19 protein-coding genes and 1 tRNA gene are annotated in these 23,449 nt (G+C 40.0%); 10 read left to right on the top strand and 10 right to left on the bottom strand.

Features of this window, described 5'->3' with window-relative positions; translation table 11 throughout:
- Positions 1-126 precede the first annotated feature (126 nt).
- Positions 127-198, bottom strand: a tRNA-Gln gene (locus tag NYR17_RS04345).
- A 200-nt stretch (positions 199-398) separates the two neighbouring features.
- On the opposite strand from NYR17_RS04345, the gene NYR17_RS04350 reads away from it, so the two are divergent.
- The 3 genes from NYR17_RS04350 (at position 399) to sucC (ending at position 3,426) form a co-directional block, all read left to right on the top strand.
- On the top strand, positions 399-1,730 hold the full coding sequence (locus NYR17_RS04350; protein WP_302506802.1) for a hydroxymethylglutaryl-CoA reductase, degradative: 1,332 nt from the start codon (positions 399-401) through the stop codon (positions 1,728-1,730).
- A 13-nt stretch (positions 1,731-1,743) separates the two neighbouring features.
- Entirely contained in the window at positions 1,744-2,136 is a 393-nt protein-coding gene (locus tag NYR17_RS04355; RefSeq protein ID WP_302506804.1) for a DUF423 domain-containing protein, read from the top strand.
- A gap of 99 nt (positions 2,137-2,235) precedes the next feature.
- Positions 2,236-3,426, top strand: coding sequence for an ADP-forming succinate--CoA ligase subunit beta (sucC, locus tag NYR17_RS04360; protein WP_302506807.1), 1,191 nt, complete (start codon positions 2,236-2,238; stop codon positions 3,424-3,426).
- A 292-nt stretch (positions 3,427-3,718) separates the two neighbouring features.
- On the opposite strand, the gene NYR17_RS04365 is transcribed toward sucC, so the two are convergent.
- From NYR17_RS04365 to groES, 5 genes are all read right to left on the bottom strand, one after another.
- Positions 3,719-4,288 (bottom strand): hypothetical protein, encoded by a 570-nt coding sequence (locus NYR17_RS04365; protein ID WP_302506808.1) that lies wholly within the window; start codon positions 4,286-4,288, stop codon positions 3,719-3,721.
- A gap of 129 nt (positions 4,289-4,417) precedes the next feature.
- Complete coding sequence (locus tag NYR17_RS04370; RefSeq protein WP_302506810.1) at positions 4,418-6,637, bottom strand: TonB-dependent siderophore receptor; 2,220 nt, start codon at positions 6,635-6,637, stop codon at positions 4,418-4,420.
- A 151-nt stretch (positions 6,638-6,788) separates the two neighbouring features.
- Positions 6,789-8,663, bottom strand: coding sequence for an ABC-F family ATP-binding cassette domain-containing protein (locus NYR17_RS04375; RefSeq protein ID WP_302506811.1), 1,875 nt, complete (start codon positions 8,661-8,663; stop codon positions 6,789-6,791).
- Positions 8,664-8,829: 166 nt separating this feature from the next.
- Entirely contained in the window at positions 8,830-10,458 is a 1,629-nt protein-coding gene (gene groL / locus NYR17_RS04380) for a chaperonin GroEL (RefSeq protein WP_302506812.1), read from the bottom strand.
- A 71-nt stretch (positions 10,459-10,529) separates the two neighbouring features.
- The gene (groES, locus tag NYR17_RS04385; RefSeq protein ID WP_302506814.1) at positions 10,530-10,808 is read right to left on the bottom strand and encodes a co-chaperone GroES; all 279 of its coding nucleotides are present in this window, start codon (positions 10,806-10,808) and stop codon (positions 10,530-10,532) included.
- 238 nt (positions 10,809-11,046) lie between these two features.
- Between groES and NYR17_RS04390 the strand changes: the two genes are divergently transcribed.
- The gene (locus tag NYR17_RS04390; protein ID WP_302506816.1) at positions 11,047-12,369 is read left to right on the top strand and encodes a serine hydrolase domain-containing protein; all 1,323 of its coding nucleotides are present in this window, start codon (positions 11,047-11,049) and stop codon (positions 12,367-12,369) included.
- 70 nt (positions 12,370-12,439) lie between these two features.
- Here NYR17_RS04390 and NYR17_RS04395 read toward each other — a convergent pair whose 3' ends face one another.
- The 4 genes from NYR17_RS04395 to NYR17_RS04410 form a co-directional block, all read right to left on the bottom strand.
- Complete coding sequence (locus NYR17_RS04395) at positions 12,440-12,691, bottom strand: DUF6952 family protein (RefSeq protein ID WP_302506818.1); 252 nt, start codon at positions 12,689-12,691, stop codon at positions 12,440-12,442.
- An 18-nt stretch (positions 12,692-12,709) separates the two neighbouring features.
- Positions 12,710-13,018, bottom strand: coding sequence for a thioredoxin family protein (locus tag NYR17_RS04400; protein WP_302506819.1), 309 nt, complete (start codon positions 13,016-13,018; stop codon positions 12,710-12,712).
- A gap of 77 nt (positions 13,019-13,095) precedes the next feature.
- Positions 13,096-13,728 carry a peroxiredoxin gene (locus NYR17_RS04405; protein WP_302506820.1) on the bottom strand — a complete coding sequence of 211 codons (633 nt, stop codon included), beginning with the start codon at positions 13,726-13,728 and terminating at the stop codon, positions 13,096-13,098.
- A 125-nt stretch (positions 13,729-13,853) separates the two neighbouring features.
- Positions 13,854-15,050: a pyridoxal phosphate-dependent aminotransferase gene (locus NYR17_RS04410; protein WP_302506821.1), complete on the bottom strand. Its 1,197-nt coding sequence runs from the start codon at positions 15,048-15,050 to the stop codon at positions 13,854-13,856.
- Between the two features lie 168 nt (positions 15,051-15,218).
- On the opposite strand from NYR17_RS04410, the gene NYR17_RS04415 reads away from it, so the two are divergent.
- The 6 genes from NYR17_RS04415 to pheT all read left to right on the top strand — a co-directional run bounded on the left by NYR17_RS04415 (position 15,219) and on the right by pheT (position 23,447).
- Entirely contained in the window at positions 15,219-16,067 is an 849-nt protein-coding gene (locus tag NYR17_RS04415) for a glycosyltransferase family 2 protein (protein WP_302506822.1), read from the top strand.
- A gap of 6 nt (positions 16,068-16,073) precedes the next feature.
- Positions 16,074-17,024 (top strand): PhoH family protein, encoded by a 951-nt coding sequence (locus tag NYR17_RS04420; RefSeq protein ID WP_302506823.1) that lies wholly within the window; start codon positions 16,074-16,076, stop codon positions 17,022-17,024.
- A 94-nt stretch (positions 17,025-17,118) separates the two neighbouring features.
- Complete coding sequence (locus NYR17_RS04425) at positions 17,119-17,649, top strand: DUF3575 domain-containing protein (RefSeq protein WP_302506824.1); 531 nt, start codon at positions 17,119-17,121, stop codon at positions 17,647-17,649.
- A 188-nt stretch (positions 17,650-17,837) separates the two neighbouring features.
- Positions 17,838-19,661 (top strand): TonB-dependent receptor plug domain-containing protein, encoded by a 1,824-nt coding sequence (locus tag NYR17_RS04430; protein ID WP_302506826.1) that lies wholly within the window; start codon positions 17,838-17,840, stop codon positions 19,659-19,661.
- Positions 19,662-19,774: 113 nt separating this feature from the next.
- Positions 19,775-20,905 (top strand): DNA polymerase III subunit beta, encoded by a 1,131-nt coding sequence (gene dnaN / locus NYR17_RS04435; protein WP_302506827.1) that lies wholly within the window; start codon positions 19,775-19,777, stop codon positions 20,903-20,905.
- A gap of 139 nt (positions 20,906-21,044) precedes the next feature.
- A complete protein-coding gene (gene pheT, locus NYR17_RS04440; protein WP_302506828.1) occupies positions 21,045-23,447 on the top strand; it encodes a phenylalanine--tRNA ligase subunit beta in 2,403 nt (800 codons plus the stop codon).
- Positions 23,448-23,449 lie beyond the last annotated feature (2 nt).

Consider the following 23,449-nt stretch of genomic DNA (forward strand, 5'->3'; position numbering starts at 1 on the left):
GATACCTCAGCTAAAAATAGATGAGGTTTTTTAGTTTTAATCCAATTTTTAGGGACATATTCGGGACAAAGCGTTTTTTAAAACAAATAACCCGCTGATTTTCAGCGGGTTATTATGGTGTGGTTGTAGACCCACAGGGACTCGAACCCCGAATAACAGAACCAAAATCTGCTGTGTTGCCAATTACACCATGGGTCTAATTGAATATAAAACTCAACTACTCTTGTTTTGAGTGGTGCAAAGGTATATCTTTTTTTTATTTTAGCAAAATAAATTAACCTTAATTTTTTATTTTTTTTGCAAAAATCTGATTTTCAGATTTATTTTTTTTAGCGGATATTTTATTTTTGGTGTTTATAAGAGGATGTTGTATCTTTGATTTCTTAAATTCTAATGTTATGAAACATCAGCCTATAGAAGGTTTTTCTAAACTAAGCAAGCAACAAAAAATAGATTGGATTATTAAAGAATATTTAGAAAATGATGCTGAATATAGCACTATTCTGTCTCAATATTGGAATGAAAATCCAGAATTGCAAAAATTACACGAAGAATTTTCGGAAAATACCATTTCTAACTTTTATATGCCTTATGGCATAGCTCCTAATTTTTTAATCGATGGTCAATTGTTGGCGCTTCCTATGGCGGTGGAGGAGAGCTCTGTGGTGGCAGCGGCTTCTAAGGCGGCTAAATTTTGGCTGGACAAAGGCGGATTTAAAACCACGATTATAGACACCAAAAAATTAGGGCATACCCATTTTATCCTTCAAGCCGAACCTCATAAAATCAAGCATTTTTTCAATTTTAACCTTAAGAAAAAACTCTTTGAAGATACCGATAATATCACCCAAAATATGCGCAATAGAGGCGGCGGTATTTTAGACATAGAATTGATTGATAAAACGGCAGAAATGCCCAACTATTACCAGTTGAAAGCCAGTTTTGACACCAAAGATTCTATGGGTGCTAACTTTATCAACTCGTGTTTGGAGCAATTTGGGAAGACCTTAAAAAACGAATTGAATGCCGATGAAGCCTTCTCTGATGAGGAGAAAAACTCGCTCCAAATAGTGATGAATATCTTGTCCAATTTCACGCCAGATTGTATTGTCCGCGCGGAGGTTTCTTGTCCAATTGAGGATTTAAAAGACGATAGCGGCATCTCTCCTGAAGAGTTTGCGTGGAAATTCAAACAGGCGGTTACCATTGCGGAAATAGAGCCTTACCGTGCTACCACGCACAACAAAGGCGTTATGAACGGCATAGATGCGGTGGTGATTGCCACAGGGAATGATTTCAGGGCTACGGAAGCTTGCGCTCACGCCTATGCCGCCAGAAATGGGCAGTACAGCTCGCTCACGCATTGCACTATTGATAACGGTATTTTTAGATTTTGGATAGATTTGCCAATTTCTGTGGGCGTGGTTGGGGGGCTCACCAATCTTCATCCGTTGGTTAAATTCTCTTTAGCGCTTTTAGGAAAGCCTTCTGCACAGGAGCTGATGAGCATTATGGCGGTGTCTGGCTTGGCGCAAAACTTTGCGGCGCTGCGTTCTTTGGTGACCACGGGCATCCAAAAGGGTCATATGAAAATGCATTTATTCAACATTCTCAACCAGTTTAATGCCACAGAGGAGGAGAAACAGCATTTCGTTCAATATTTTAAGGATAAAACCGTGAGCCACCACGAGGTGATTGCAGAACTAAATCAATTGAGAGCAAAATCTTAAAAAACGATAAAAAATGAAAACATTCACTTTGGTTATGGGTGGGCTTTATGGCTTACTTTCCGTAGTATTAGGCGCTTTTGGTGCCCACGCTTTTAAATCCATTTTATCAGTGGAAAAATTAGCGAGTTTTGAAACTGGCGTGCGCTATCAGATGTATGCCGCTTTATTTTTAATCCTCGTGGGGTATATATTAAGGTACGAAACCTCGTTAGAAAAATGGGTCTCTTTGTTGATGATCATCGGCACTTTCTTATTTTCTGTGAGCATTTATTTTTTAGCATTTCAAGAAGTTTGGGGTATTAATTTGAAATTTTTAGGTCCCATTACGCCTTTGGGAGGCTTGTTGATGATTATAAGTTGGGCTTTATTGATTTTAGTTTTTGTTAAAGAAAAGCAAGGTTTCTAAGGGCTGATAAAAAACAAAGCTCTAAAATTTCTATCTTCCAAAGATTTTGTTTAAATTTGTGGGACTTAAAAAGTGATCAATTAAATATAAAAATATATTATGAATCTTCACGAGTATCAATCAAAAGAGATTTTAGCAAAATACGGTGTTAGAGTGCAAAGAGGCATCGTGGCTAATACTGTAGAGGAAGCCAAAGCGGCAGCCGAAAAACTTTCAGAAGAAACTGGAACTAAAGCTTGGGTGGTAAAAGCTCAAGTGCACGCTGGCGGTAGAGGTAAAGGCGGCGGTGTAAAATTCTCTCCTACGATAGAAAAATTAGAAGAAAATGCTAAAAATATCATCGGTATGCAGTTGGTTACACCACAAACCTCTGCAGAAGGTAAAAAAGTACACTCTGTTTTGGTAGCAGAAGATATGTACTACCCTGGCGACACTGAGCCAAAAGAATACTATGTATCTGTATTATTAGACAGAGCCAAAGGTAAAAATATGATTGTGTACTCCACAGAAGGAGGGATGGACATAGAGCAAGTGGCAGAAGAGACGCCGCACTTAATCCACCACGAGGAGGTAGATCCAGCATTAGGATTATTACCTTTCCAAGCGAGAAAAATCGCTTTCAACTTAGGTTTAGAAGGGGAGGCGTTTAAAGATTTTGTGAAGTTTATCTCGGCTTTATATAAAGCGTATGTGGGGATAGATGCTTCTTTATTTGAAATCAACCCTGTGCTAAAAACTTCGGATAACAAAATTGCGGCGGTAGATGCTAAGGTTACTTTGGATGACAATGCTCTTTTCCGTCACAAAGATTTAGCCGAGTTAAGAGATAAAAGAGAAGAAGACCCTACGGAGGTAGAAGCTGGCGAGGCTGGTCTTAACTTTGTGAAGTTAGATGGTAATGTGGGTTGTATGGTGAACGGTGCTGGTTTAGCGATGGCAACGATGGACATCATCAAATTATCAGGTGGTAACCCTGCCAACTTCTTAGATGTAGGTGGTACTGCAGATGCGGAAAGAGTGGAAAAAGCATTCGGAATTATCCTTAAAGATCCTAATGTAAAAGCTATTCTCATCAATATTTTTGGAGGTATTGTAAGATGTGATAGAGTAGCACAAGGGGTGGTAGATGCTTATAAGAGCTTCGGAGAATTGCCTGTGCCATTGATCGTGAGATTACAAGGAACCAATGCTGAGGAGGCTAAAATCTTAATCGATGAGTCAGGGTTGCCAGTACATTCTGCTATTACCTTAGAAGAGGCAGCTAATAAAGTAAAAGAAGTTTTATCCTAAAGATATCTCATAATTTCTAATAGTTTAAATTAGTTAATGAAAGCGCTCTAATGTTTGACCATTAGAGCGTTTTTTATTTAGAGTTTCATAGTCACGCCAATTCTTCCGCTGCAATCTCCGCTGTTGAGTTGTAAATTAACCGCCTATTTCATGTTATTAAAGAGAAATACCGCCCACCGAGTTTTGAGAGGGATATTTTCCTAAGATTTGATGTTGTGAGAGAGGAATAATAAAAAGAAAAAGTTCGCTCTCGTAAGAGAGCGAACTTTTTTAAAATTATAGGATAAAATTCTTATTTATCGTTTAAAGCCGCTTTTACTTTAGCAGATGGTAAGAAGATTTGGAAACCAAAGCTGAAACCTAAGTTTCCGTTTCCAAGAGTGTTACCACCACCTGTTACAGTATCGAAGTTAAGCATACCTTCTAACGCTACATTTCTTGAAATAAAGTAAGAATAACCAGCACCGATACCTAACTGAACACCGTTAGTTGAAGCACCTTCACTGCTGTTGATTCCACCAAATCCTACAAGACCTTCAGCGAAGAATCTACCATTTTTAAGTAGACCATCGATTTGGTTATCACCAAAGTAGTATCTTGTAAATGGTGTAATAGACCAGTTAGTTTGAGTGTCGCTAGTCCCTTTTGGGCTTAAAATGTCTAATCCTACTTTAGCACCTACAGCCCAGTTATCTTTAATAAAGTAACCTGCTTGAGGTTGTAAGTTAAGCTCAAAACCGTTAGTAAATCTCATATCAGCCACATGACCACCTACCATCCAGTTACCTTCTTGGATTTGTGCGTTAGCTGTACTGAATAAACCTGCTGCGAATACGGCAGCCCCTAAAATTAATTTTTTCATAATGTTCTCTGTTTTTAATATTCTGCAAAGATACAAAATATATACCAAACTTTGTGTTATCGGCTAAAAATAAGAAAGACTACCGCAAAATCACGATAGCCTTTCTTTTATTTAAAGTTAAACTAAGCCTTAGAGCTTGTAGTTAACCGTAACATAGAAGTTTCTCGGCGTGAGGGGGTTAACGGAATAATTCTCATGCACCACATAGTTTTTGGTGTTGAATAAATTACCCACTTTCGCTTGGATGCTAAATTTATCCCAAGAGTAACCCGCAGAAAGCGCCACGGTGGTGTAGTCATCTAATTCCATGAGGCGGCTCACATTATTACGGTCTTTTAGCGTTTTCTTAGTGTCGTTCCATCCAGCAATTCTATCGCCGATGTAGTAGAGCGTAGCGCCTAATTTTAAACCTTTGATGCCCTTCGTAAAGGTATAGAATACTGATGCATTAGCCGTGGTAGCAGGCGTTCTAACCAATCTTTGGTTTTCCACATAACCGAAATCATCTGGCGTTTCGGTATAAACGGAGTGGTTGTAAGAGAAACCTCCGATGAGGGAAAGGTTCGGCATTGGGTTACCCGTAATGTCTAACTCCACGCCGCGGCTTCTCATTTTTCCAGCAAATTCACGAACATATCTATCGCTGTTAGGGTTGCCATTTTTGTCAAACTCGGCGGTTTGGTAGGCATTTCGGTTGGTAATTTGGTAGAGCGATAAGTTGAGCGCCACCGCATTATCCCAAAAATCTTTCTTCATCCCGATTTCAAATTGATCGATAATGGACGGCTTGAGCGCTTCATCATAAATCGTTCTTCCAGAGTTTGGCGAGAAAGAGTTGGTATAAGTACCGAAAATCGTTAGGTGCTTGTTAGGCGTATAGACCAAGCCCGCTTTTGGCGAAAAAGCACGGTCAACGGTGCCTGCAGTTTCTGTGGTATTTCCAGTTTTAAAATCTGTTTTGATGCTTGATTTATTCTCTAAATAAGACCATCTTAAGCCAGCTAAAACTTTAAATTCTTTGCTCAGCTCGATGAAATCTTGAGCATAAAACCCAAATCTTTGGGTCGGAATTCTCACTTTACCAATGGTGTTGAGCCCTTTGATTTCCGCACCGCTTGTCCAAGTGCTTGGGTCATCTAAATAGATGGTGGCGTTGGTAATGCTACCGTTAGTGCCGTATTTTTTAGGGTTGTCGTAGGTGTAAGAATCTACATTTTGATAATCGCCATCGGTACCGATTAAGATTTTATGCACCACATCGCCTGTTTTAAAAGAGCCATTGAGGTTGAACTGTAACGAGGCATAATTATTTTCGTTATAAGTTCTGTTGAGCGGTCTATCCCATTTAATTCTGTCGTTTGGAATATTGGAATCATAACTCCATTGGATACGCTCTGTGGAGAAATAATCCTTCACATAATTTTGGTAAGATGCCACAGCATTAAGGAGCCAATTTTCTGCTACTTCTGTATTGAGGGTAATGGTAGAAGTGGTTTGCTGTACATTTTGGAACTGCCAATCTGCGCCGAAGAAAGTACTGATCGGCACCAAATCATTGATTTTATAGCTGCCATCTTTTTTATCGGTGATGCTCCCTAAACCAAAATCAGGGGTAAAGTTATTTTTGAGGTAATCCGCCTCTACAATCAATTGTGTTTTAGAGCCAATATTAAAGAGAAACGATGGGTTGAAGTAATATTTTTGATTGTTTACCACATCTCGGAAGCTGTCGGCATATTCATAAGTTCCATTCACACGATACGCCACCTTGTCGCTAAGAGGGCCGTAGAGGTCTACAGTCGGTTTGTAGTTGTTCCAGCTGCCAACATTCATCCCGATAGAACCCCCGAAATTAAATCTCGGTTTTTTGGTAATCATATTAACAATACCGCCTGGCGCCACATTACCATAGAGCATCGCATTAGCCCCTTTAAGCACTTCCACACGCTCTAAACCAGAAACTTCTGGAAAGGCACCACTGTTCACGCGAGAGCCATTTTTGAAAATATTATCATTACCAAAGTTGAAGCCTCTACCACCAAAACTGTCCTGAGAGCCGCCTCGTGCAGAGGTCACATAGAGTCCATTCACATTCTGGAGCACCTCGCTAAGTTGCTTGGCTTGCTGTTGCTCTATAATTTCGTGGGTAACAATGGCGATCGGCTGCGGCGTATCCATCACGCTGAGATTCGTTTTGGTGGTCAGCGCTTTAGCCTTGTTCGGATTGCCTGTTTTGTGGAGGTTTACATCTTCTATCTGTTGTACTTTCAGCGTATCTATTTTTTTATGTTGCCCAAAAGCAAGGGTAGACACGGAAAGTAGTCCTAAAGTAATGAAATGTTTTTTCATATATTTTTATTTATAATTGTTAAATATAATGGGGCAAAGATAATTATTCTTTACGCTGATATGAAAATCTATTTTTAACAATTCTAAATAATGCAATATAGAACACTGATAATCAGTTGTTTATTCGGATATGATTTTTGTCAAGTCTATATTAGACAAGAAATTCTTGTAGTTCTAACCAGCGGAGTTCTTTCTCTTCTAAAGTGTTGGTAAGTCGTTCTAAATCAGAGGATAGAAGGCTTATTTTCTCATAATCTGTCTCGCCGTTGAGCTGTTCTGTCAAACTTTGGATTTGAGATTCTAATTCTGGGAGTTCTTTTTCTATGGCTTCCAATTCTCGCTGTTCTTTAAAGGAAAGTTTCTTTTTTGTCGGTGCGGAAGTGGGGGCGGGCTGAGGGCTTAGTGCTGGCGCTGCAGTGGTTTTAGATTTGAGTTCTGCAGCTTTGGCGGCTCTATATTCGGAGAAGTTGCCTGTAAAATCTTTGATTTTGCCCTCGCCCTCAAAGGCTAAAATATGGGAAACAATTCTGTCCATAAAATAGCGGTCGTGAGAGACAATCACCAGCGTGCCTTGAAAATTCTGCAGAAAATGCTCCAAAACGGTGAGGGTAGGCAGGTCTAAATCATTGGTGGGTTCATCAAAAATTAAAAAATTAGGATTTTGGTAGAGCACATACATCAGGTGTAGCCTTCTTTTTTCGCCGCCAGAGAGCTTGGCAATCGGTGAATATTGGGCTTGGTCATCAAACAAAAATAGGCGCAAAAACTGCGATGCCGAGATGGTTTTGCCATTTGCCAGAGGGAAATTTTCGGAAATCCCTTTGATGAAATCGATCACGCGCTCATCTTCCTTATAATCTAAGCCTTTTTGAGAGAAGTAACCAAATTTTATGGTCTCGCCAGTTTCTATTTCGCCACTGTCGTAGGGCTCTAAACCTTGGATGATATTGAGCAAAGTGGATTTTCCTACGCCATTTTTCCCGATGATGCCCACCTTTTCGCCTCTTTGGAATTGATAAGAAAAATGATGAAGGAGCACTTGAGCGCCATAAGCTTTGGAAATGTCTTTAAGCTCCAAGATTTTTTTGCCCAAGCGTTCCATTTTAAAATCCAGCTGTAGTTGTGAGGTCGCCGTGTTGGTTTTGGCGATTTCTTCGGTTTCATAGAACGCCTCAATGCGGCTTTTGGATTTGGTGGTGCGGGCTTTGGGCTGTCGGCGCATCCAGTCTAACTCTTTGCGGTAGAGGTTGTTGGCTTTGTCTATAGTAGATTGCAGGTTGTCCTCGCGTATCATTTTGTTTTCAAGATAAGTGGCATAGCCGCCTTGGTGCAGGTAGAGTTGTCCATTTTCTAACTCCCAAATGGTATCGCAAACGCTGTCTAAAAAATAGCGGTCGTGGGTGACCAAAAGTAGGGTAACTCGCGTTTTGGAGAGGTAATTTTCTAACCATTCCACCATATCTACATCCAGATGGTTGGTCGGTTCATCCATAATCAAAAGGGTGTGCCGATGCTCTGCACGCGTTTCTGTAAGGAGCTTGGCTAAGGCAACGCGCTTGACTTGTCCGCCCGATAAAGTCCCCATTTTTGCCGAAAGATTGGTGATTTTTAGCTGAGAGAGGATTTGTTTCATCTCGTTTTCTAAATCCCAAGCCTTATGAATTTCCATTTCCGCCAATGCCTGTTCTATAAACTGAGGGTCTGATGAGTTTAGGGAAAGGTGGTAGTTCCGAACGGCATTGATGGGCGCGGCGTCTAACTTCATCATAAACTCTTCCACGGTATCTTCTGGATTAAAGGCGATTTCTTGGTCAAATAAAACCACCTGAATATCTTTATTGATGATGATGGTGCCCGCATCTGGGATTTCTTTGCCCATTAGGATTTTGAGGAGGGTAGATTTGCCACTGCCATTTTTAGCGACAATGGCAATTTTATCACCTTCGTTAATATGGAAGCTGATGTCTTCAAAAAGCGTTTTAACGCCATAGGCTTTGCTCAGATGCTCTGCGGTAATGTAGTTCATAAGTCTAAAATATGAAACCACAAAGATAGGATAAAAAACCGAGGTGTCCCTGCAGAAGCGGAGGTGGGGGGATTAGAATATTCCTAATTCTTTAATGTAATCCATAAACCGCACAAAAAAAACGCACTCATTAGAGCGCGTTTTTTTGTTATTGATGTTGAGGAGATTACATCATTCCTGGCATTCCGCCACCCATTGGAGGCATCACCGGTTCATCTTTTGGAAGTTCTGTAATCACACATTCTGTTGTGAGGAGCATTCCTGCCACAGAAGCGGCATTTTCTAATGCTACACGAGTTACTTTCGTAGGGTCAATGATCCCCGCTTCTAACATATTCACATAGGTATCGGTTTTAGCGTTGTAGCCGTAATCGCCTTGACCATCAGCCACTTTGGCAACCACCACAGAACCCTCGCCACCAGCATTGGCTACGATTTGTCTCAATGGCTCTTCTATGGCTCTCTTCACGATTTTGATCCCTGTGTTTTCATCTTGGTTAGCGCCAGAAAGGCTTTCTAAAGCGGCAATAGATCTTACCAATGCCACACCACCACCAGCAACGATACCTTCTTCCACGGCAGCTCTGGTCGCGTGGAGGGCGTCATCTACACGGTCTTTTTTCTCTTTCATCTCCACTTCTGAAGCGGCACCTACATAAAGGACAGCCACACCACCTGCCAATTTGGCTAATCTTTCTTGGAGTTTTTCTCTATCGTAGTCAGAAGTGGTGCTCTCCATTTGGGCTTTAATCTGGTTCACTCTGCCTTTAATTTGAGCCTCGTCGCCAGCGCCGTTCACAATGGTAGTATTGTCCTTGTCAATCACCACTTTTTCTGCTCTACCCAACATATCGATGGTGGCGTTTTCCATAGTGAAACCTCTTTCTTCAGAAATCACTTGTCCGCCAGTTAAGATGGCAATATCTTCTAACATCGCTTTTCTTCTGTCGCCAAAACCTGGGGCTTTTACAGCGGCAATTTTAAGCGAACCTCTTAGTTTATTCACCACCAAAGTCGCTAAAGCTTCGCCCTCCACCTCTTCGGAGATGATGAGTAAAGATTTTCCTTGCTGTGCCACTGGCTCAAGGACTGGTAATAATTCCTTCATAGAAGAGATTTTTTTCTCTACTAAAAGGATGTAAGGGTTGTCCAGCTCTGCCACCATTTTTTCTGGATTGGTCACAAAGTATGGCGACTGATAACCTCTGTCAAACTGCATTCCTTCCACCACATCTACTGTGGTATCAATGCCTTTGGCTTCTTCCACGGTGATTACCCCTTCTTTGCCCACTTTTCCGAAAGCCTCAGCGATAAGTGCACCGATGGTTTCATCATTGTTGGCAGAAACGGAAGCCACTTGCTTGATTTTCTCTGTGGAATCTCCCACGGCTTGAGATTGAGATTTTAAGTTCTCCACCACGGAAGCTACGGCTTTGTCAATCCCTCTTTTTAAGTCCATAGGGTTGGCGCCTGCCGCTACATTTTTAAGGCCTTCTCTCACGATAGCCTGTGCCAAAACTGTTGCGGTAGTAGTTCCATCACCAGCCAAATCGTTGGTTTTAGAAGCCACTTCTTTCACCATTTGGGCACCCATATTTTCTACTTTGTCTTCCAGTTCAATTTCTTTCGCTACAGACACACCATCTTTGGTTACATGCGGCGCTCCGAAAGATTTTTCAATCACCACATTACGACCTTTAGGTCCCAAAGTTACTTTTACTGCATTCGCTAATGCATCTACGCCTCTTTTTAGAGCGTCTCTTGATTCTATATCAAATTTAATTTCTTTTGCCATTTTTTAATTTTTGTTTTGGTTTAAGGCGTAAAAGCCTTTATATTGTTGAAGTTGTATTGTGTTTTTAAGAATTAACCTAAAATTCCTAATAAATCATTTTCTCTTACGATGAGGTAATCTTTACCGTCTAATTTTAGTTCTGTACCAGAGTATTTTCCGTAAAGCACTCTATCGCCTACTTTTACCGTTAGTGGCTCATCTTTTTTGCCTTCGCCTACGGCAACTACGGTGCCTTCTTGAGGTTTTTCTTTTGCCGTATCTGGGATGATGATGCCCGAAGCGGTTTTAGTTTCTGCGGCTACTGGCTCTACCAATACTCTATCCGCTAATGGTTTAAAATTTACTGACATATTATTTAAATTTTTTAAAGTTAATTATTTTCTCCTTCTGCAACTTTCCAAGAATGTGCCATCCCATATTTAAAGTTAAAAATGTCAGATATTTTTATAAAAAGTGAAATTTTGGCAGAATAGAGCGGGAGAAAAAATGAGGAAAAAAGGATAAAACCGAGATTGATTCATTTGAAAATATCACTTAATTTCAGGAATAATTAATATATTAGCTGTCTAAAATTCAATAAAAAAGTTTATGAAAAGAAAAATTTTAATCACCCTTGGGGTGGGGCTGTATTTTCAGCTGGGGATAGCTCAAAGTTTTAATGCAGAAAAACTCAACAAATACTTCAATTCATTAGTGCAAAAAAATAAGGCGATGGGGAGTGTAGCTTTGGCTAAAAATGGACAAATACTCTATACCAATGTTTTCGGTTTTTCCGATGTGGTGACTCAACAAAAAGCCGATGAGAACTCAAAATATCGCATTGGTTCTATTAGCAAAACTTTTACGGCAGTGTTGGTATTTAAAGCAATAGAAGCCCAAAAGTTAAGCCTCAATCAAACCATAGGTCAGTGGTTTCTCACGATTAAAAATTCAGATAAAATTACTGTGGCAGATTTGCTACAACACCGCAGTGGTATTCATAATTTTACTGAAGTGGAGGATTATATACAATGGAACACACAGCAAAAATCGGAGGCAGAAATGGTGAAAATTATCGCTAAGGGTGGCAGTGATTTTGAGCCGAACAGTCAAGGCAAATACAGTAATTCTAACTATGTATTGCTGTCGTATATTTTGGAAAAAGTGATGCAGAAGCCGTATGCAGATTTGCTTCGTGAATATATTGTGCAGCCACTAGGTCTCAAAAATACAGCGGTATTTAAGTCCATCAATCCTGTCGAAAACGAATGTCTATCGTATCAATGGAATGACGGATGGAATTTGGAGTCACAAACAGCATCAAGTGTACCTGTGGGAGCGGGAAATATTATGTCTACACCTACGGATTTGGTCAAGTTTACAGAAGCACTTTTCACGGGAAAACTCATTAAACCAGAACATCTTAACTTAATGAAAACAATAAAAGATGGCTATGGAATGGGGCTGTTTCAGTTTCCTTTTATGGATAAAAAACTCTATGGACATACGGGAGGAATTGATGGTTTTCATTCGGTTTTTAGCTATGATGAGCATAATAAAATAGCATATGCAATGGTGCTCAATGGATTAAATTATGATATGAATGCTATTTCTATTACGGTGATGAGTGAGGTGTATAGTGAACCTTATGAGTTGCCAAAATTTGAGACCTATGTGGTTCCTGCAAAACAATTGGTGGCATATGTTGGCGTGTATGCCAGCTCCGAGCTTCCTATAAAAGTCATCATTACCCAAAGCGATGCAGGTTTAACAGCACAAGCCACAGGACAGGCTTCGTTCGCGTTGGAAGCCACGGCAGAGCATCAGTTTCAGTTTGATCTAGCAGGCATTGTTTTAATTTTCAACCCTAAAGAGCAAACAATGGTTTTAAAACAAAATGGATTACAGTTTCTGTTTAAAAAAGAGAAATAAAAGCTGTCAAATAAAAAAATCCGAGTTTCTGATGAAAGTCGGATTTTTTTATAAATACTTTTGGAAAGATTTAACCGCGGTCTATGGAGCCCATAACCTTTTGTGCAAAGGCATTGAGGGCATCTTTTTCCGCCATTCCTTCTTTCACGCTTTGGTGTACCTCCATGGCGCCGCAGATGTTGGTAATCATTTCACCTACCATATCTATTTCGGCATCAGATACGCCTCTAAACTCCGTGTAAGACTCTAAAACTTCTAACGCCGCTTCAAGATTTTCAGGGCTATTGTTTTGGTAAAATTGTCTGATGATGGGTAATTTCATAAGTCTGTTTTTTGTAGATTATTTAACTTCGTCCACCAACTGGCTCAAACCTTCAATTTGGTTGGTTTGCACTTGGTTAACTAAAACGCCATTTTTAAACGCTGCAAAGGTAGGCAAGTTGTCCACTTTGGCTAATTTTCTACTTTCAGGGAATTTCTCAGCATCTACATAGTAGAACGGGATATTCTCGTTCTCTGCCGCTAATTTTTTAAATTTAGGCTTCATAATTCTACAGTTACCACACCATGTAGCGCCATACTGAACCATTACGGTGTCTTGGTCTTGAACGATTTGTTGAAGGGTATCTTCTGTTAATTCTTGGTACATTTTATATCTAATTTGTGTTTTTAATTTTTGTTGAGGTTAAAAGAAAGGGGCTGTTCTTGCCAACCCCTTAGATTTTTTTAGTGGTTAGCTAAATATTCAGCAGTTGATTTTCTGTCGGCGCTCATCGCATCTTTACCTTCTTCCCAGTTGGCAGGGCAAACTTCGCCGTGCTTCTGAACATGCGTATAAGCATCAATCAGTCTTAAAAACTCTTTCACATTTCTTCCTAATGGCATATCGTTTACAGATTCGTGGAAAATTTTTCCAGTCTCATCGATAAGATAAGTCGCTCTGTAAGTCACATTAGAACCAGAAAGAAGCTCATTGCCTTCATCATCATAATCAAAATCTTGGTCGATGATGCCTAAAGCGTTCGCCAATTGTCTGTGAGTATCGGCTAAAAGTGGGTAAGTTACGCCCTCTATACCGCCGTTGTCTTTTGCTGTGTTCAACCAAGCGAAGTGCACCTCGTTAGTATCGCAAGAAGCACCGATCACTTTGGTATTTCTTTTTTCAAACTCGCCTAAAGCCTCTTGGAACGCGTGTAATTCCGTTGGGCAAACGAAAGTGAAATCTTTAGGATACCAAAATAATAAAACCTTTTGTTGGTTTTTAGCGGCTTCCTCTAATACATTGATTCTTAAGTTGTCCCCCATTTCAGAAATGGCATCTACGGTGATGTTTGGGAAAATTCTTCCTACTAATGACATAATTTTATATTTTTTTTGTTTATTGATTTAAAATTTTCTTTTGCAAAGGTAATAACTTATTTCAATGAAGTCAATTTTTTTTGATTGATAAAAACTATCATTAAAAAAGATATTCTAAAACAGCCTTAGGCGTCGTATTGGGCTAAGCAATCTTTAATTCTCCTCATCGCTTCTATAATCACCTCATCGGCAGCGGCATAGGAAAATCTGATGCAGCGGTCATCACCGAAAGATACGCCTCCCACCGTTGCCACGTGGGCTTTTTCTAATAAAAACATCGCGAAATCATCAGAGTTTTTAATGGTGGTATCGCCCAAAGTTTTACCGATATAATAAGAAATATCAGGGAAAAGGTAGAATGCGCCTTTGGGTAAATTGCACTGGAAACCAGGGATTTCGGAAACCAAACGATGGGCAAGATCTCGCCTTTCTTTAAATTTGTAAATCATCGGTTGTAATTCCTTAGGGTTCATCTCTAACGCCGTGATAGAAGCAATTTGTGCAATAGTATTGGCGCCAGAAGTCACCTGCCCTTGGATTTTATCACAAGCGGATGCCAACCACTGTGGCGCTGCGGAATAGCCAATGCGCCAGCCCGTCATCGCATAAGCTTTGGAAACACCATTGATGACCACTGTTTGCCCAAAAACTTGCGGAAATTGAGCGATAGATGTGTGCTGCCCTTCGTAATTTAAGAACTCATAAATTTCATCAGAAATAATGGTAATCTGCGGATATTTTGCAATAATGTTGGCAATGGCTTCCAACTCCTCGGCATTGTAAAAACTGCCCGAAGGGTTGCAAGGCGAACTGAATAATAAAACTTTGGTTTTCGGCGTAATGGCTTGCTGTATTTGCTCTGCCGTAACTTTAAAATCCGTATCTATGGAGGTTTCTATAAACACCGAAGTGCCGCCCATCATCCGCACCATTTCATCATAACTTACCCAGTAGGGTGTTGGCAAAATAACCTCGTCGCCCTCGTCTATCAAGGCAGCTAAAACATTAGAAATAGCCTGTTTAGCCCCTGTGGATACGCAAATTTGCGAAGGTTCATATTGAAGTTGATTGTCGCGTTTTAGCTTATGGCAAACGGCTTTTCTAAGCTCCAAAAATCCTGCAACTGGAGAATAATGGCTATAGTTGTCATCAATCGCCTTTTTGGCGGCTTGTTTTATTTTTTCAGGCACATCAAAATCGGGCTCGCCTAAGGTCAGGCTAATCACATCAATGCCTTCGGCTTTCATCGCACGGGCTTTGTTAGACATAACAAAAGTTTGGGAGTAGCTGAGTCTTTCTACTCGTTGGGATAGTTTATTCATCGTTTTTATTTTCTATTCGCAAATTTAATGATTTTTTAGATACGATGATCCACAAAATGATGAAAATAACATACTGTATATAAGAAATAACGCTGAGAAATGCTGTGGGTTCAAAATCTTTTGAGATTAAAAAAGATAATGTCTATCTTTGTCAGCAAATAGATTATTTTGAAATTCATCATCATCATACCAGCGCATAACGAAGAGGCGACCATTCTGAAGACTTTGGCTTCTTTATCGGTGCAAACTTACCAAGATTTTGATGTGGTGGTGGTTAATGATGGCTCTACCGACCAAACTCAAAGGCTTGTGGCAGATTTTATTGAAAATGATACCCGTTTTAAGATGATACAGCTGCCGCCTTCTCAGCATCAGCCAGGGGCTAAGGTGGTGAGAACTTTTAATGCTGGCTTGTCCAGTGTGGATTGGTCAAATTACGAAATTATTTGCAAATTTGATGCGGATATTATATTTCCGAAAGATTACTTGGCGCGCCTGCAAGAGGTTTATGCCCAAAATCCTAAAGCGGGAATGGTTTCGGGCTTGGTTTATATTGAAAAAGAAGGGCAGTGGGTGTTTGAAAATCTATCATCTAAAAACCATGTGCGGGGTCCCATTAAATCTTACCGCAAGGCTTGTTTTACCCAAATGAATGGGCTTCGTGAGGTTTTAGGCTGGGATAATATAGATGTGATGTTGGCACAGATGCACGGCTATCAGGTGGTTGCTATTAAAGATTTGTGGGTGAAGCACTTGCGCCCAACGGCTTACAAATACCAACGCCAAAAGGCACGGAAATTGGGAGAATATTTTTATAATATTGGACTCAACTGGCAGCTGGCTATGGTGTCTTCGCTTAAGTCCTCGTTTAAAAATCAATCTGTAACAGAGTTTTTTATCACAATGGCAACTTTTTTGAAGCAAAACCAACCACGCGTGCTCTCTGCAGCGGAAATTAAATATATAAGAACAATAAGAAATCCACTCCAGCGGTGGTTTGTTAAATTTAAGAAATAAAAGCATATGGAGCTTAATTACGAAATTACAGGTATAGATATTAAAACATTTTATGGCGTTAGAAATCAGTATTTTAATCTGATAAAATCCACTTTTCCAACCCTTAAAATCACAGGGCGAGACCACTACATTTTTGCGATGGGGAACCCAGAAACTTTAGCGATTTTAGAGCAAAAACTCAACGATATTGTTCAATTTATCGCAAAAAATAATAGCATTTCTTTAAAAGATGTAGAAAGTATTTTGGCAATTACCAGCCCTCAGGAAAAAGAGTTGGTTTTTGACCAAGACATCATTGTGAAGGGTGTGAGTGGCAAAGTCATCAAGGCTAAAACCACCAATCTTAAAAAGCTGGTTAAGGCTTCTGATACCAAAGATATGGTGTTTGCCATCGGTCCTGCGGGAACGGGAAAAACCTATACCAGCGTGGCGCTGGCAGTGCGGGCATTAAAGGAAAAGCAAGTGCGGCGGATTATTCTGACGCGCCCAGCGGTAGAGGCAGGGGAAAGCTTAGGCTTTTTGCCAGGAGATTTAAAGGAAAAATTAGATCCGTATCTACAACCATTATACGATGCCTTGCGTGATATGATTCCTCATGAAAAATTACAAGGATTCATAGAGAAGAAAGTAATAGAGGTCGCCCCACTAGCTTTTATGAGAGGGCGAACGCTAGACGAAGCTTTTGTGATTTTAGATGAGGCACAAAATACGACCCATGCCCAGATGAAAATGTTTCTTACGCGTATGGGGCTTAATGCAAAATTTATCATTACAGGAGATCCTAGTCAAGTAGATTTGCCGCATAAGCAAAAATCTGGATTAAAGGAAGCAATGCGGATTTTAAAAGAGGTGGAAGAAATAGGTTTTGTACATCTAACGGAAGGAGATGTAGTGAGGCATCCTGTGGTGAAAAAGATTATCTCTGCTTATAATATGGAAGAAAAAAAGAGCTATTAATATAAAAAATGATAAATATCATTGGATAAAATTTCATATTTAATTGTTTTATTGTACATTTGCAGTGTTAAATAAATATAAAATTTTATTGAAAATGAAAAAATTATTTTTGGCAGGTGCTATGGCACTATTTGGAGCGGTAAATGCTCAGCAAAATTCCGTTAAAGTTAATCCTTTTGCCTTATTAGGAGGTTCGGATATGGTAACTTATGAAAGAGCTGTGGGAGCACATTCTTCTTTTGGGGTAGGTGCTGGTATCGGCGGTTTTAAATTCGGAGATGTTAAATATAAAAATGTAGGAGGAACTGTTTTTTATAGATATTATTTTAGCCAAGCTATTAGAGGTTGGTACGGAATGGGCTCTGCATCTTATAGCGGGGGTAATGTTAAAGGAGGAGTTGATTATGAACTCAACAACAGAGAAGAGAAGGTAGATTACAACTCTTTTGGATTTGGTGCTAAAGTAGGTTATCAGTGGATTTGGAATAGTGGCTTTACCTTAGATTTAAATGCTGGGGTTGGCTATGCTACTTTTAACTATGATGATAAAGCGGATAAAGACTTAGGATTTAAAGCCAATGGTGTATTACCAGCTTTAGGTGTTGCATTAGGTTACTCATTCTAATAAGTTCATTTATTTAATTTCATAAAAACTCTCCCAAAATTTTTGGGCGAGTTTTTTTGTTTCAAGTGGCTGATTATTATATTTAAAGGGCATTGGCAGAGGGTTGGTGTGGATAATTTTCTGTGGTCTAATGTTGGAGAATCGTTTTTAGTCTTTATATTTGTGGCTATTTTAAAAATAATAATTTTATGAAAAAATGCATTTTAAGCATCGTGCTGTTGGGCATTTATAGTGGACTTTCAGCACAAACACAACCACAAGAAAAACCAATAGATGAGGTTATCATCACAGGTAAATTTTTAGATTTACCTTATAAGAAAGTGAATGAGAATATAGAAATCATCACGCAGAAAGAGATCCAGCAATCGCCGGCACGTAGCATTGATGAACTTCTGCAAGAAGTGGCAGGGATGGACATCCGTCGCCGTGGTGCCAATGGGGTGCAGAGTGATGTTTCTATCCGCGGAGGCTCTTTTGACCAAGTTTTGGTACTCATCAACGGGATTAGAATGAACGACTCCCAAACGGGACATAACAATATGAATTTCCCTGTAGATTTAGCCTCTATAGAGCGTATAGAAGTGGTTAAAGGCCCTGCAGCAAGCCGTTTTGGACAGAATGCTTATGCGGGAGTCATCAACATTGTTACGAAAACTAAAATCGGTAAAGAGATTACTGTAAAAGCCGAAGGCGGCGATTTTTCTACCTATGATTTAGGTTTGACCGCCAGATATGGCAATGAAAAACAATCGCATCTATTCCAAGCCAACACCTTCTCCACCGAGGGGTATCGCTATAATACCGATGCGAAAATCAATCAAGTTTTTTATCAAAACCAGTTCAATATTAAAGATGGTGCCATCAAATTTCAAGCTGGGTTTTCGGAAAAGAAATTTGGTGCCAATGGTTTTTATGCCAACAGTAAATTTGAAGATCAATATGAGGAAACGCAAGCTTCTATCGTGAGTGTGGCGTATCAGCAAAAGTTGGGCGCTTGGGGGCTTAATGCCAATACTTACTGGCGCAGAGGGCAAGATGAATATTTGTTGTTTAGAGAGAAACCAGAAATTTACCGCAACCATCACATCGGCAATAATATTGGTGGCGAGGTGAATGCCAGCTATCAGTCAGATTTAGGAACCACAGGGCTGGGCGTAGAGCTGAGAAAGGAATTTTTTGTAAGCTATAACAACAAGCCTGCCAACAGTATGGGCGATAGAGAGCGCTTGGTTACGCAGTTGTTTTTTGAGCATCATTTTTCTTTTATTCAAAACAAATTGCAGGTGTCACCAGGAATTTCTTGGGCGAATTATGGCAAGGAGGGCAATTTCTTCTATCCAGGGTTAAATGTGGGGTATCAGATTACACCACAGCACAAAATTTATGGTGGTGTTGCTAAGGTGCACCGCATCCCAACTTTTACCGATTTGTATTACGTCAGTGGTACGGATCAAGGCAATCCAGACTTGAAGCCAGAAAGTGCCATTTCATCAGAGGTGGGCTATCTTTTCAGTGGCAAAACAGCGAGTTTCAAACTCAGTGGATTTATGAAGCACTCATCTGATGCGATAGATTGGGTTAAGCAAAATCCTAATGATTTATGGAATGTGCAGAACATTGGCGATATTAAAACCAAAGGGGTAGAAGTGTCATTGAATCAGCAAGTTGCACCGTGGCTGAAGTGTCAAGTGAGCTATACTTACCTTGATAATGAGTATAAAAATGCTCAAAATCTATTGTCAAAATACGCCTTAGAGAATTTAAAACATCAATTGATTGGGAAAGTGAATATCAATTTCACTAAAAACCTTTCTAATGAGTGGGTGTACCGTTATTCAGAGCGGGTTAATTTGGGCAGTTATAACTTGTTAGATGCCAAATTATCTTTCCATCAGGAGGCTTATAACCTTTATCTTTTGGTTAATAACATCACCAATACAGACTATATGGAAGTCACAGTGCCTATGCCGAAGCGTTGGTTCCACATTGGAGTGAGTTATACCATTAAATAAGGCAAAAAATCGTGTTAGCGAGTGATTTTTAGTTAAAAAATAAATAAAAAGAGAACAAAATAAGATGAGATTGATGTTAAATTCTTATATTTGTATCTCAAATAATTTTATATATGAAATTTATCGTAGCAAGTAGCGAATTGCAGAAAGCACTACAAGTGGTTAGTGGCGTTATTTCCAACTCGCAGTCGCGTCCTATTTTAGAGAACTATTTGTTTGAATTGAATGGACCAGAGCTTAAAATAACCTCTTCAGATGGAGAAACCACACTGATTACTTCCGTAGAAGTGATGTCTGAAGACCACGGTAAAATAGCCGTTCCCGCGAAGACTTTCCAAGATTTAATCAAAACCTTTGGAGAGCAACCGCTGACCTTTGTGGTTAAAGAATCCAGCAATGAGGCTGGCAGGCTTTTAGAAATTTTAGATGATAAAGATAACTATGAAGTGGCGTTAGACAACGCTGAGGACTATCCAGAAATGCCAGAATTTGATGCCTCGCAGAGCGTTAAAATGCCTTCTGGGGTTTTAGCCGAAGCCTTGGTGAACACTCTTTTTGCCACAAGTAGTGATACCCTACGCCCAGTGATGACGGGGGTGCTCTTCCAATTTAAAGAAAATGAAGCCAACTTTGTAGCGACAGATTCGCATAGACTCGTGGTTTACAATAGAAAAGACATCAAGCACGATGAGCCGATTGAATTCATTATGCCTAAAAAACCACTCGCCATCTTTAAAAATATCTTATCCAATAGCGAGGAGGAGGTAACCATTGATTTCAGCGAAAATATGGCGAAGTTCACTTTCGGTAAACACACTTGGATTTGTAGATTGATTGATGGCAAATACCCGAATTATAATGCGGTAATCCCTCAAGAAAGCCCTAACATTCTTACCGTGAACCGAAACTTATTGTTGAGTTCCATTAGAAGGGCTTCCATTTTATCTAATAAATCCACCAACCAAGTGCGCTTCAAGCTGTCAGGAAATATTCTTCACCTTCACGCCGAAGACACAGAGTATGCCAACAAAGCCGATATGCAGATTCCTTGCGACTACAAAGGCGAAGATATCAACATCGGTTTTAGCTCAAAATTCCTTACGGAAATGTTAGCCGTGTTGGTGTCTGATGATGTGGTGATGAGGCTCTCACAAGCCAACAGACCAGGGATATTAGAACCTGCCGATGGCTTAGACGAAAGCGAGCATATCCTAATGCTGTCTATGCCTGTCATTGGTATTTAATGAGTAATACGATTGAAATATAAAATTTGAGGTTTGATATCCAAGCAAATCTCAAATTTTGTTTTACATAGAAAAAATAACAAATACGCTATCAAAAAAACGGTAGCATTCTAATCTACGATAAGAAAATAAACGATAGATGAAAATTTCCAATAATTGGTTAAAAGATTTTATAAAAACAGACCTAAATACCGAAAAAATAAGCACTTACCTGACCGATATCGGTTTAGAAGTAGAGGGCGTAGAGACTTTTGAAAGCGTAAAAGGCAGCTTAGAAGGCATCGTGGTAGGGAAAGTCATATCTTGCGAAAAGCACCCCAATGCGGATAAACTCAAAAAAACAACCGTAGATGTCGGTGGTGAGCAACTACTGAATATCGTTTGCGGCGCACCCAATGTGGCAGAAGGTCAGCGCGTGCCTGTGGCGGTAGTAGGAACCAAAATTTATGATAAAGATGGCGGTTTTTTTGAAATCAAGAAAGCCAAAATCCGTGGCGAAGTCTCCGAAGGGATGATTTGTGCCGAAGACGAATTGGGGCTGGGCAATAGCCACGAGGGCATTATGGTTTTAGATGAAACCTACGAAATTGGGCAGCCTTTTGCAAATTATTTTGACTTGACCCAAGATGAGGTTTACGAAATCGGATTAACCCCCAACCGTACCGATGCGATGTCTCACTATGGCGTGGCTCGGGATTTAAGTGCCTTTTTATCCGTAGCCAACCTGACTTCGGTGGAGTTTGAAAAAGTCAACTCAGAGATCTTCCAACCCGAAGGCGAGGCGCATTTTTCGGTAGAAGTAGAAGATGCCGAGCGTTGCCCAAGGTATATTGGTGCCATTTTGGAAAATGTAAAAGTAAAGCCTTCGCCTAAATGGTTGCAAGAGCGTTTAAAAGCCATTGGACTTAACCCGATCAACAATGTGGTGGATATTACCAACTATATTTTGCACGGCTTGGGGCAGCCGCTTCACGCCTTTGATGCGGATAAAATCTCAGGGCGCAAGGTTATCGTGGGGACTTGTCCAGAGGGCACGCCGTTTACCACTTTAGATGGGGTAGAGCGCAAACTCAACGGCACGGAAACGATCATCAAAGATGGCAACCAAAATCCAATGTGCATCGCTGGGGTGCTGGGAGGCGCAGATTCTGGCGTAACCGAACAAACCACCACGGTATTTTTGGAAAGCGCCTACTTTGATCCAGTGGCGGTTCGGAAGGCTGCAAAAGCCCACGGACTGAATACCGATGCCTCGTTCCGCTTTGAAAGAGGTGTAGATGTCAATATGGTGAGAACCGCGATTACCAAAGCGATTGTCTTGCTTCAAGATTTAGCGGAAGCCCAGTTGGTGGGAGATTTGATAGAGGTCTATCCTGAAAAAATCAATCCGCATTATGTGGTGTTTAGATACTCTAAATTAGACCAAATTTTAGGCATTAAAATCCATAGAGAAACCATTAAGAAAATCCTTAAATCTTTGGAAATAGAGATTTTAAATGAAATTCCAGATGGTTTGGAGCTTTCGGTGCCTACTTACCGAGCAGATGTGACCCGAGAAATAGATGTGATAGAGGAAATTCTCCGCATCTATGGCTATAATAAAGTGGAAAGCCCGACTAAAATATCGTTTACGCCCGTGCATTTGGATGTAGACCATCAAGATGCTTTGGAAAGTGCTTGGGCAGGGCTTTTGCAAGGACAAGGCTTCCACGAGGTGATGAATAATTCCCTCACTTTGGTGAAAGATGAAACTAATGCCGTTAAGCTCCTTAATCCGCTTAGTGGTGATTTAGCGTTTATGAGAAAATCCCTATTGGAAGGGCTTTTGCAGAATGCTGTTTACAATATCAATAGAAAAAATGCCGACATCAAATTCTTTGAATTTGGGAAAATATACCACCATTTTGAGCAATACCAAGAGCGCAAGCAATTGGCGTTATTGATTTCAGGAAGACACGAGGGTGAGAATTGGTTGGTTCAAAAATCAAGTTCAGATTTTTATCATTTGAAGGCTTTTGTATCGCTTTTATTGTCAAAATTAAACATCAAACTCAAAGAGAAACCGTTGGAAGACCACCGTTTTTCTGATGCGATAGAAATCGTTTCAAAAGGCAAGACCATTGCCAGATTAGGAAAAGTGGCACCGGAATTGCTTAAAGATGTAGATATGCAGCAAGAGGCTTTTTATGCTGAAATAGAGTTGGAAACGGCTCAAGAGCTGAGACAAAAAGGAGAATTTAAGTTTAATGATATTCCTAAATTCAATAAAATTAAGCGAGATTTAGCCCTTTTGATAGACCAAAATACCACTTATGCCGAGCTTTATGAAGCGGTAAATAGTAAGCAATTGCCTTATTTACAAGGTGTTGAGTTGTTTGATGTGTATCAAGGTAAAAATCTCCCAGCGGGTAAAAAATCGTATGCGCTAAGGTTTGAACTTCTCAGCGAAGAGAAAACTTTGGAGGAGCAAGAAATTACCGCTGTGATGAATAAAATTATTGGTATTTTTGAAAAAGAATTTGGCGCAGAGTTGCGTTCTTAAAA

The organism is Riemerella columbina (assembly GCF_030517065.1).
Classification (GTDB): Bacteria; Bacteroidota; Bacteroidia; order Flavobacteriales; family Weeksellaceae; genus Riemerella; species Riemerella columbina_A.